11 protein-coding genes are annotated in these 10,789 nt (G+C 69.8%); 7 read left to right on the forward strand and 4 right to left on the reverse strand.

Features of this window, described 5'->3' with window-relative positions:
* From ACE3TU_RS13995 to ACE3TU_RS14010, 4 genes are all read left to right on the forward strand, one after another.
* On the forward strand, window positions 1–1,201 hold a 1,201-nt coding region (locus ACE3TU_RS13995; RefSeq protein WP_374625197.1), incomplete at its 5' end, for an FAD-dependent oxidoreductase.
* Window positions 1,202–1,864 carry a 16S rRNA (guanine(527)-N(7))-methyltransferase RsmG gene (gene rsmG, locus ACE3TU_RS14000; RefSeq protein ID WP_374625199.1) on the forward strand — a complete coding sequence of 221 codons (663 nt, stop codon included), beginning with the start codon at window positions 1,202–1,204 and terminating at the stop codon, window positions 1,862–1,864.
* Window positions 1,865–1,888: 24 nt separating this feature from the next.
* Complete coding sequence (locus tag ACE3TU_RS14005) at window positions 1,889–2,689, forward strand: ParA family protein (RefSeq protein ID WP_374625201.1); 801 nt, start codon at window positions 1,889–1,891, stop codon at window positions 2,687–2,689.
* Between the two features lie 9 nt (window positions 2,690–2,698).
* Complete coding sequence (locus ACE3TU_RS14010; protein WP_374625203.1) at window positions 2,699–3,568, forward strand: ParB/RepB/Spo0J family partition protein; 870 nt, start codon at window positions 2,699–2,701, stop codon at window positions 3,566–3,568.
* A 35-nt stretch (window positions 3,569–3,603) separates the two neighbouring features.
* On the opposite strand, the gene ACE3TU_RS14015 is transcribed toward ACE3TU_RS14010, so the two are convergent.
* Window positions 3,604–4,245, reverse strand: a complete 642-nt coding sequence (locus ACE3TU_RS14015) for a helix-turn-helix transcriptional regulator (protein WP_374625205.1) — start codon at window positions 4,243–4,245, stop codon at window positions 3,604–3,606.
* 148 nt (window positions 4,246–4,393) lie between these two features.
* Here ACE3TU_RS14015 and ACE3TU_RS14020 point away from each other — a divergent pair, with 148 nt between their 5' ends.
* The 3 genes from ACE3TU_RS14020 to ACE3TU_RS14030 are packed head-to-tail and all read left to right on the forward strand — an operon-like array spanning window position 4,394 to window position 7,169.
* Window positions 4,394–5,653 (forward strand): MgtC/SapB family protein, encoded by a 1,260-nt coding sequence (locus ACE3TU_RS14020; protein WP_374625207.1) that lies wholly within the window; start codon window positions 4,394–4,396, stop codon window positions 5,651–5,653.
* Window positions 5,654–5,703: 50 nt separating this feature from the next.
* The gene (locus tag ACE3TU_RS14025) at window positions 5,704–6,063 is read left to right on the forward strand and encodes a DUF952 domain-containing protein (protein ID WP_374625209.1); all 360 of its coding nucleotides are present in this window, start codon (window positions 5,704–5,706) and stop codon (window positions 6,061–6,063) included.
* Window positions 6,060–7,169, forward strand: a complete 1,110-nt coding sequence (locus ACE3TU_RS14030; protein WP_374625211.1) for a quinone-dependent dihydroorotate dehydrogenase — start codon at window positions 6,060–6,062, stop codon at window positions 7,167–7,169. Before ACE3TU_RS14025 ends, ACE3TU_RS14030 begins: the two co-directional genes overlap by 4 nt.
* Window positions 7,170–7,239: 70 nt before the next feature.
* On the opposite strand, the gene holA is transcribed toward ACE3TU_RS14030, so the two are convergent.
* From holA to leuS, 3 genes are all read right to left on the reverse strand, one after another.
* Entirely contained in the window at window positions 7,240–8,259 is a 1,020-nt protein-coding gene (holA, locus tag ACE3TU_RS14035) for a DNA polymerase III subunit delta (RefSeq protein WP_374625213.1), read from the reverse strand.
* Window positions 8,259–8,774 carry a hypothetical protein gene (locus ACE3TU_RS14040; protein ID WP_374625215.1) on the reverse strand — a complete coding sequence of 172 codons (516 nt, stop codon included), beginning with the start codon at window positions 8,772–8,774 and terminating at the stop codon, window positions 8,259–8,261. The genes holA and ACE3TU_RS14040 overlap by 1 nt, the downstream gene beginning before the upstream one ends.
* Window positions 8,761–10,789, reverse strand: a 2,029-nt coding sequence (gene leuS / locus ACE3TU_RS14045) for a leucine--tRNA ligase (protein ID WP_374625217.1), incomplete at its 5' end; no start/stop codon positions are given. The genes leuS and ACE3TU_RS14040, both read right to left, overlap by 14 nt.

Consider the following 10,789-nt stretch of genomic DNA (forward strand, 5'->3'; position numbering starts at 1 on the left):
GGAGCCGTTCTCGGCGCTGACGGAGGCGATCACCACGCCGCAGGTCAATTGCTTCATCACCCGCACTACGGCAGAGACGCATCGGATCATCGCCGACAATCTGCATCGCTCGGCCATGTACTCGGGACGCATCCAGAGCCGCGGGCCGCGCTACTGTCCATCGATCGAGGACAAGATCGTGCGCTTCGCCGATCGCGACAGCCACCAGATCTTCCTCGAGCCGGAGGGGCTCGACGATCCGACGATCTACCCGAACGGGCTGTCGACCTCGCTGCCGGCCGAGGTGCAGGAAGCCTTCTTGCGCTCCATGCCGGGGCTCGGCGGCGTCCGGATCATCAGGCCCGGTTATGCGATCGAGTACGATCACGTCGACCCACGCGAGCTCAGGCCGACGCTGGAGCTGAAGCGCCTGCCGGGGCTGTACCTCGCCGGGCAGATCAACGGGACGACGGGCTACGAGGAAGCCGCGGCCCAGGGGCTGCTGGCGGGCGCAAATGCCGGTCGGTCGGCGACCGGCGGCAGGCCGCTGGTGCTGTCGCGGACGGAGAGCTATCTCGGCGTCATGGTGGACGACCTGGTGACGCGCGGAGTGAGCGAGCCCTACCGCATGTTCACCTCGCGGGCCGAGTTCCGCCTGCATCTGCGCAGCGACAATGCCGACCAGCGGCTGACGCCGGTCGCCATCGAGGCGGGCCTCGTCGGGAACGAGCGGCGCGACCGGTTCGAGCAATGCATGGCGCGGCTGGCGGCTGGCCGGTCGCTGCTGGAGCGGCTGACCACGACGCCGAGTGCCGCCCGCCGGGCGGGGCTGAACGTCAATGCCGACGGCCAACGGCGCAGCGCCTTCGAGTTGCTGTCCTACCCGGAAGCGAGCGTCGATGCCCTGCGGGGCGTGTGGCCGGAAATCGGCGGCATCGAGTCCTCGGTCCTCGATCAGCTGACCGTCGACGCGCAGTATGCGGTCTACCTCGATCGGCAGCGGGCCGACATCGCGGCGATGCGGCGGGACGAGTCGCGGCAGATTCCCGACTGGATCGACTATGCGGCTCTGCCCGGCCTGTCGATGGAGCTGCGGGATAAGTTGACGCAGCACCGCCCTGCCACAATCGCCCAGGCGCAGGGCATTGACGGGGTGACGCCGGCGGCGATCACGCTGCTGTTGTCGGTGATCCGTCGCGGTACGATGCGCAAGGCCGGCTAGGTGACGACCGTCGGCGGAATTCACGCGTATTCCCAATGGTTTGGGCGCCCCGACGCGGAGGTCGAGGCCGACCTCGCGGCGTTCACGAGGCTGCTGCTGAAGTGGAATGCCACGCAGAATCTTGTTTCACGTGAAACCGAGGCCGACGCCTGGCGCCGGCACGTGCTCGATTCGCTCCAGGTCCTGCCACTGATCGGTCACCTTGCTGAACGGGGTCGTCCCCGTCGGGTGCTGGATGTCGGCAGCGGCGGGGGATTGCCGGCGCTGCCGCTGGCAATTGCCGCCAAGGGCGCACCCTGGCAGTTCACTCTGGTGGAACCGATCGGCAAGAAGGTCGCGTTCCTCAGGACGGTGATTCGCGAGCTGCATCTGCCGGCCGAGGTGCGGGCCACCCGCCTGGCCGAAAATGATTCACGTGAAACACCGGGTTTCGACGCCATCACCTCCCGGGCGCTGGCGCCGCTGCCGCAGCTGCTCGGCCTGATCGCGCCCCGGTTCGGCCCCGAAACCGTGGCCGTGCTGCACAAGGGACGCGACCATGCTGTGGAGCTTTCAGAAAGCCGTTTGGCCTGGGAGTTCGACGTGGTAATACAACCCAGCGCCACCGACGACCGCGGCGTCCTGCTTCGGATCACGAATCTTCGTGCGAGGTCAGGGAGTTAACGGCTAACCCCCGGGAGGCCCGACTTGGCTCCGCGAATTCTGACACTCGCCAACCAGAAGGGCGGCGTCGGCAAGACCACCACGGCGATCAACCTCGCCACCGCCCTTGCGGCGATCGGCGAAAGGGTGCTGATCATCGATCTCGATCCGCAGGGCAATGCCTCGACCGGGCTTGGCATCGATCGGGCCGGGCGGGAGATCTCGAGCTACGACCTGCTGGTCGGAGAGGCCAGCATCGCCGCTGCAGCGACGATGACCAGTGTTCCCAATGTCGCCATCGTTCCCTCGACGCTGGACCTTCTCGGCGTGGAGCTGACGATCGCGCAGCAGGCGGACCGCGCCTTCCGCTTGCGCGAGGCCTTCAAGTCGATTGGCGAGCTGAGGATCAGCGGCAAGGACGTGAGCTATGTGCTGGTCGACTGCCCGCCCTCGCTCAACCTGCTGACCATCAACGCCCTGGTCGCAGCCGACGCCGTGCTGGTCCCGCTGCAGTGCGAATTCTTCGCGCTCGAGGGGCTGAGCCAGCTGCTGCAGACCATCGAGCAGATTCGCACGACGCTCAACCCGCGCCTCTCCATCCAGGGGGTGGTGATGACCATGTTCGACAAGCGAAACAACCTGTCGGAACAGGTCCTTGCCGACGTCCGCAGCGAGATGGGGTCGCTCGTCTACGACACGGTGATACCGCGCAATGTGCGCCTCTCCGAAGCGCCGTCCTACGGCAAGCCGGCGCTGCTCTATGACCTCAAGTGCGCCGGCAGCCAGGCCTATCTCCGCCTCGCCACCGAAGTGATTCGGCGCGAGCGGCAACTGATCGCAGCATAGGAGCGATCCATGAACGAACGACCCTCACGGCTTGGCCGGGGCCTTGCCGCCCTGATCGGCGACATGGCGACGATGGATGGTGCACGGCTCGCCGAAAGCGGCAGCGTCCGGCGCCTGCCGGTGGCGTTCCTGATCGGCAATCGCGCCAATCCCCGCCGCGAGTTCGACCCCGAGCAGCTCGAGGAGCTGACCAGCTCGATCCGCGAGAAGGGGGTGATGCAGCCGCTGCTGGTGCGGCCGACCGCCGACCCCAACCAGTTCGAGATCATCGCCGGGGAGCGCCGCTGGCGAGCCTCGCAGCGCGCCGGCCTCAACGAAGTGCCGGTGCTGGTGCGGGAGGTCGACGACAAGGAAGCGCTCGAACTCGCGATCATCGAGAACGTGCAGCGCGTCGACCTCAGCCCGCTCGAGGAGGCGATGGGCTATGAGCAGCTGATCGAGCAGTTCGCCTACACGCAGCAGGACCTGGCGCAGGTGATCGGCAAGAGCCGCTCGCACGTGGCGAACACGCTGCGGCTGCTGAAGCTGCCGCAGGAGGTGCGCGACATGATGGGCCGGGGCGAGCTGACCGCCGGCCACGCGCGCACCCTGATCACGGCGGAGGATCCGGCGGCGCTGGCGCGGCGCATCGTCGGCAGCGGCCTGTCGGTACGCGAGGCAGAGGCGCTGAGCCAGCGCGACGCGGCGACGCCGCGCAAGAAGGCCCCGCCGGCGGATCGCGACGCCGACCTCGTGGCGCTGGAGAAGCGCCTGTCCGACGTGCTCGGGCTGCATGTATCGGTCGATCACAAGGACCAGGGGGGGCGGCTCGAGATCCGCTACCGCACGCTCGAGCAGCTCGACGGCATCTGCATGAAACTGACCGGGTACGGCGTTTAGCCGGCCCCGCGCGACGGCGGCCGGCGAGGCGGCGGCTACTGGCTCGCCCAGATGATCCGCCCCATTCCCTCGACGTCGCCGACCGGCACCACACGCGGTGGGTGCGCCGGGTTGATCGAGTGCAGCTCCAGCACGCGCACTGTCTGGCGGTGCAGGATCTTGACCAGCACCTCGCCATCCTTGGTCCGTACCACCACTCGGTCGCCACGCCGCACCTGCGCGGTGGGAGAGACGACGATGATGTCGCCATCGCGATAGAGCGGCAGCATGGAATCGCCGGTGACCTCGAGCGCATAGCTGCCGTCTTCCGCGGCGAGCGGCAGCGGTACTTCGTCCCAGCCCTGGCCGGCCGGGAAGCCGGCCGAATCGAAGAAGCCGCCGGAACCTGCCTGAGCGAGCCCGAGCAGCGGCACGGACGGGCGGTCGATGCCCGCCGGCAGCTGCAGGTAGGCGCCGCCCGCGGCGAGGAACGCATCGAAGGTCTCGCCCGTCGCCTCGAGCACCTTGGCGATGCTCTCGGTCGAAGGCCAGCGCTCCCGGCCATCCTTGCTCACCCGCTTGGACTTGTTGAAGGCGGTCGCGTCGAGCCCGGCGAGCCGCGCGAGCCCGGAGGCCGTCAGACCGTGACGCCCGGCGATCGCATCGATGGCATTCCAGATATCGCGATGGGAGAGCACGTAGCCGCCGGCAGTTTCGAGGAAACTTGTCCCAAAAGGAAACTCGTCCTATCCTAGGTGCGGGTCCCTGCCTTGTAAAGCGGCGGTGCCGGCCGCAGGCCGTGCGGCCCGGAGGGGGCGTGTCGCCGGTGGGACAGAAAGCGGTCGGATGAGCACCCTTGACCTGATCGTGCGGCTGACGGCCGCCCTCGGAATCGGCCTCCTGGTCGGGCTCGAGCGGGGTTGGCAGAGCCGGGACGAAGAGGCGGGCCGCCGCGCCGCCGGCTTCCGCACCTTTGCCCTTTCGGGCCTGCTGGGCGGCGCCGCGGCGCTGCTCGGCAGCCTCACCGACCCGATCGTCGTCGGCTTCGTCTTCGTCGGCTATCTCGCGGTCTTCGCCGCGTTTCACTGGATCGAGGCGCAGGCCGATGGCAATTTCAGCGTCACCGGCGTGGTGGCCGGGGGGCTGACCTTCGTGCTCGGCGCCATCGCGGTGCTCGGCGACCTGCTGATCGCCAGCGCCGCGGCGGTGGCGATGACGCTGCTGCTGGCGCTCCGCGAACAGCTGCACCGCTGGGTCGCCTCGCTGACCTGGCAGGAAATCCGCGCCGTGCTGACGCTGCTGGCGATGAGCTTCCTCCTGCTGCCCATCCTGCCGCGCACGCCGCTCGACCCATGGGGCGTGCTCAACCTGTTCGACATCTGGCTCTACGCCATCCTGATCGCCGCCATCTCGTTCGGCGGCTATGTGGCGGTGCGCGTCTTCGGCGACAGGCTCGGCGTGCTGATGGCGGCCCTGGCCGGCGGGCTCGCCTCCTCGACGGCCGTCACCGTGACGCTGGCGCGGCTCGGCCGCGAGCATCCGGGCTCGGCGCGGCTGCTTTCGGCGGGAATCCTCGTGGCCGGCGTAGTGATGGCCGCCCGCGTCGGCATCGTCGCGGTGGCCATTCAGCCGGCGCTGCTTGCCGTGCTGGGGCCGCCGATGATCGCGCTCGGGGGCGTGCTGGCCGCCGGCGCCGCCGCGCTGCTGCTCACCGCCGGGGCGGGAGCGCACCAGCAGCCGCGGCTCGAAATCACCAACCCGCTGGCACTCGGCACGGCGCTGCGGCTGGCTGCCTTCATCGCGCTGGTCATCGTCGCGGCGGAGCTGGCGCACCGCTTCGTCGGCACCGGCGCCGTCCTCGCCGTCGCCGCCGTCTCCGGCATCGCCGATGTCGACGCGGTCACCGTTTCGATGGCCGGGCAGGCCGGAGGGGGCGTCGGCGCCGAGACAGCGGGCCTCGCCATTCTCGTCGCCGTGGCGGTCAACACCCTGTCGAAGGCGGCGATCGCCGCAGCGACAGGCGGGCAGCGGATCGGCCTGCAGGTGGCGGCGGTCAGCCTGACGGCGTTGCTGGCGGCCGCGCTGTGCTGGATTTTCCTCGCCTGATCGACGCCCCGGACTTGCCTTCGTCCGCGGCCTCGCCCAGAAGTCGTGTCATGCAGCACGACCTTCCCGAGTTCATCTACAAGGTTGCCGATCGCGCGGTGTTCGAGGCCTCGCTGGCGGCCGGCCGTTTCGTCGGCCAGCCGATCGACCGGACCGATGGCTACATCCATTTCTCCGCCGCGGCGCAACTCGCCGAAACGATCCGGCTCTACTTCGCCGGCCTTGGCGCGCAGGTGCTGTTCCAGGTGGCGACGGCCCCGCTCGGAGAGGCGCTGCGCTGGGAGGCCTCACGCGGCGGCGAGCCGTTCCCGCACCTCTACGGCGAGTTGCCGATGGCGGCGGTAACCGCGCTCGCCGGGCTCGATGTGCCGGCCGACGGGCGGGTGGCACTGCCGGACTGGGTCAGATGATCTTCTCCGGCCTGTCGCCGCTGCTCCGCGTGCCGCTGCTCTCCGGGCTCACCCGCGAGGCGCTGCTCAGGATGGACCCCGAGATCGCCCATCGCGCGACCATCGCGGCGCTGCGCCTCGGGCTGGCCCCGGAGCAGGAGGGGGCCGATCCGCCGGAGCTGCGCACGACGCTGTGTGGCCTCGACCTCGTGAACCCGGTCGGCATGGCCGCCGGCTTCGACAAGGATGCCGAGGTGCCCAAGCCGCTGGCCCGCATGGGCTTCGGCATGGTCGAGGTCGGCACGGTCACGCCGCGCCCGCAGCAGGGCAACCCGAAGCCGCGGCTGTTTCGCATCGCGGCCGCCGAAGGCGTGGTCAACCGCATGGGGTTCAACAACGAGGGGCACGAGGCCGCCTTCGCGCGGCTGAAAGGCGCCCATGTCGGCGCCATCCTCGGGGTCAATATCGGGGCCAACAAGGACAGCGAGGACTTCGTCGCCGACTACGTCAAGGGTGTCACCCGCTTCGCCGACGTCGCCGACTACCTGACGGTGAACATCTCCTCGCCCAACACTCCGGGCCTGCGGAACCTCCAGGCCGACGAGGCCCTGACCCGGCTGCTCGCCGCCGTGCTGAAGGCCCGCTCGAAGGCCTCGGTCCGCGTGCCGGTGCTGCTCAAGCTTGCCCCCGACCTCGACGAGAAGGCCCTCGACGGCGTCGCGCGGGTGGTCCTCGCCACCGACCTCGACGGACTGATCATGAGCAACACCACGCTCGGCCGCGACACCGTCGCCGGCCTGGAGAACGCCGGCGAGGCCGGCGGGCTCTCCGGCCGGCCGCTGTTCAACCTGGCCACCACCCGCCTCGCCCAGTTGCGCCAGCGCGTCGGCAGCCTGCCGATCGTCGGGGTCGGCGGCATCCACTCGCCGGAAAGCGCCGTCGCCAAGTTCGAGGCCGGCGCCAACGCCATCCAGCTCTACACCGCGCTGGTCTTCGGCGGCCTCGATCTGCTCGACCGGCTGAAACGCGGCCTCGCCGCCACCGTCCGGAGCCGCGGCCTCACCTCAGTCGCCGGCCTCACCGGCGCCACGACGGCGGAGTGGGCCTCGGGCAAGGCCAGCCTGTAGTGGCGGTGGCCGGCACCGACGCACCGTCCGCGCATAAGGCGCCATGTTTCACGTGGAACGCGCCCGCGCCTCACCGCTCGGCGGCGAGGAGGGAGACGGCAAGCAGCGCCCGGCGCGCAATAACTTCCTGTAACGAATAGCGTTTGCGGCTGTCGGAGATGGCCGAGAGCAGCCGGTCGAGGGCGCTTTGCAGGCTGTCGTCGGACCACAGGCGCAGCTGCCGCTCCAGCCCGGCGCGGCGCGAGAAGTGCGGCTTCGGTCGCGCCGAGTCGAGGACGGCGCCGGCCGGCCTGCCGGCATCGACCTCGGAGCGCCAGCGCCGCAGCGTCGCGAAGTGGTTGAGGCAGCTGGCCAGCACCTGCTGGACATTGATCGCCGCGGCCAGGGCCCGTTCCAGCGCCAGGTCGAGCGCCGCGGCGTGCCCCGCGGCGGTGGCGTCGACGATCTCGTCGAGCACCAGCGCGGCATTGTCGGCACAGAGCAGCAGTACGTCATCGCGGGTGATCAGCTTGCTCTGGGCGGCGTAGAGCTCGAGCTTTTCCAGTTCGCGCCGGGTGACCTCGCGGTCGTTGCCGAGGGAATCGCGCAGGGCAGCGACGGCATCGGCGTCGGCGCGGATGCCGGCCTTGGCAAAGCTCTCGCCGATCAGTCGGCCCAGCGACTCGTCGCTGTCGGGGAAACAGGGCAGGGCGCGGCCGGAACGGGCCGCCTCGACCAGCGCGCGCAGCGGATCGCGCGGCGCGAGATTGCCGGCCTCGAGGATGATGGCGGCGCCCGGCGCATCGGCGAGTTCGGCCAGCGTCACGACCAGACTCTTGCCGGCGCCGCGGACGCGAATCACCCGCCTGTCGCCGAACAGCGAGGTGGTCCGCGCCTCGAGCGCGAGGCGCGACGGATCGGCATCGAGTTCGCCGGCGTCGAGCACCACGAGGTTCATGCCATCGGCATCGGATCCGGCAAAGCGCCGCGCCAACCGCTGGGCGGTCTCGCGCACGAGGCCGGTATCGGGCCCGTAGGCGAGGAAGATCCCCTGCTCGATGTCGGGGCGGTCGAGGAAGCGGCCGACCTCGTGCGCCTTGAGCGCGACCATCAGCCGGCCGGTCGGGCGAGGGCACCGAGCAGTGTGAGCCGGATCGTCTCGGCCAGGGCACGGGCCGCCTGCTCGCGCGCCTGCGTCTCGGCCTCGTACTCGCTGAGGCCCTGCCGGTCGATGGTGAACGGGGCGGCGGCGGAGCGGCTGGCGGTGTAGACCACCGCGCCATCGGCGCCGACGATCTCGATACTGGCGGTGACGACGGCTTCGCGCTGGGCGGCAGGCCGGGCGACATTGGAGCGGGTCAGCGCCCGTGTCGCGGTGCTGACGTCCAAGCGGACGAGCGGTAGCGAGGGGTCAGTGCTGCGGCCGAGGCGGAGGGCGAGATCCTGGTAGATGATCTGCTCGAGCCGGTTCTCGGGCCTCGCGTAGCGGAACGCGTGCTTTTCCACCCCGAGGCCGCGTTCGCCGTAAACCGGCACGAAGCCGGAACAGGCCGAGAGCGTCGTGGCGCCGGCGAGGGCCAGCGCCAGCACGGCGGCGCGCAGCAGACGCGCTCTAGACGACCACATTGACGATCCTGTCGGGCACGATCACCAGCTTTCTGGGACTCCTGCCGTCCAGCATGCGGGCAACCGCCTCGAGTGACAAGGCCTGTTTCTCCACCAGATCGGAGGGAGCGCCGACGGGCACGGTGATCTCGCCGCGCCGCTTGCCATTGACCTGGACCGGAATGACGACGGTCGAATCGAGCAGCAGGGCCGGATCGACTTCCGGCCAGACGGCATCAATGACGAGCCCCGACTTGCCGAGCGCCGCCCAACAGGTCTCGGCGAGATGCGGCATCATCGGCGCGACGACCTGGACCAACCGCTCGACGGCCTCGCGCAGGGCGGCGAGCTGGGCCGGCGAGACGGCGCCGGCCGTCGCCTGCGCGAACCTGCCGATGGCATTGGCGAGTTCGTAGATCTGCGCCACGGCGCGGTTGAAGCGGAGCCCCTCGATCTCGCTGCCGACGCTGGCGACGGTGCGGTGGACGCTGCGGCGCAGGTCGGCGACACCGTCGTCGCCGGCGGCGCCGGCGGTCGGGCCTTCCGCTTCGCGGTCGAGGAAATCCGCGACCAGCTTCCAGACGCGCTGCAGGAAGCGGCTGGCGCCCTCGATGCCCGCCTCGGTCCACTGCACGTCGCGCTCGGGCGGCGAGTCGGAGAGCATGAACCAGCGCGCCGTGTCGGCCCCGTAGGTCGCGACGATCTCGTCGGGATCGACGACGTTCTTCTTGGACTTGCTCATCTTCTCGATGGAGCCGATGTCGACCGCCGCGCCGGTCTTGGCGTGCCGGGCACTGCGCACGTCGCCACCGGTGACCACCACGTCGGCGGGCGAGAGCCATTCGCCGGCGGCATCGCGATAGGTCTCGTGCACCACCATGCCCTGGGTGAACAGGCCCCTGAACGGTTCGTCGAGGTTGAGGTGGCCGGCCTTCTTCATGGCGCGGGTGAAGAAGCGCGAATAGAGCAGGTGCAGGATGGCGTGCTCGACGCCGCCGATATACTGGTCGACCGGCAGCCAGGCATTGGCGATGGCCGGAATGGTCGGGGTCTCGGCATCGGGGGCGGTGAAGCGGGCGAAGTACCAGGAGCTGTCGACGAAGGTGTCCATGGTATCGGTCTCGCGCGTCGCCGGGCGGCCGCAGTGCGGGCAGGCGACGTGCTTCCAGCTCGGGTGGTGGTCGAGCGGATTGCCGGGCCGGTCGAAGCTCACGTCCTCGGGCAGCACCACCGGCAGGTGCTTATCCGGCACCGGCAGGGTGCCGCATACCTCACAGTGGATCACCGGGATGGGGCAGCCCCAGTAGCGCTGGCGCGAGATGCCCCAGTCGCGCAGGCGGTAGTTGACCTCGACGGTTCCCTGCGGGTGGTTGTCGACGGTTCGCGCGGCGAAATGGGCGGCGATGGCCTGCTTGGCGGCCTCGATCTCGAGGCCGTCGAGGAAGCCCGAGTGATAGATGCGGCCGGGACCGGTATAGGCCTCGTCGCCGACCTCGAAACCGTCCGGATCGCCGCCGTCCGGCAACACCACCGGGATCACCGGCAGGCCGTAGCGGCGGGCGAAATCGAGGTCGCGCTGATCGTGCGCCGGACAGCCGAAGATGGCGCCGGTGCCGTAGTCCATCAGGACGAAATTGGCGATGTAGACCGGCAGCGTGGCGCCGGGCCGGACCGGATGCCGCACATGCAGCCCGGTGAAGCGGCCGAGCTTTTCCGCCTTGTCGATGGTCTCGGTGGCGGTGCCGTGGCGGCGGGTCTCGGCGATGAACTCGGCCAGCTCGGCATTGCCGGAGGCCAGTTCGGCGGCGAGCGGGTGATCGGCGGAAATGGCGATGAAGCTCGCCCCGAAGATGGTGTCGGGCCGGGTAGTGAAGACCTCGATGCTGGTCGCCCGGGTGTGCGCCGAGGGGACCAGCTCGAAGAACAGCCGCAGGCCCTCGGAACGGCCGATCCAGTTGCGCTGCATGGTGCGCACCTTCTCGGGCCAGCGGTCGAGCGTATCGAGGGCGGCCAGCAGCTCCTCCGAATAGTCGGAA

Origin of the sequence: Devosia sp., assembly GCF_041917035.1 — a bacterium.
Classification (GTDB): Bacteria; Pseudomonadota; Alphaproteobacteria; order Rhizobiales; family Devosiaceae; genus Devosia_A.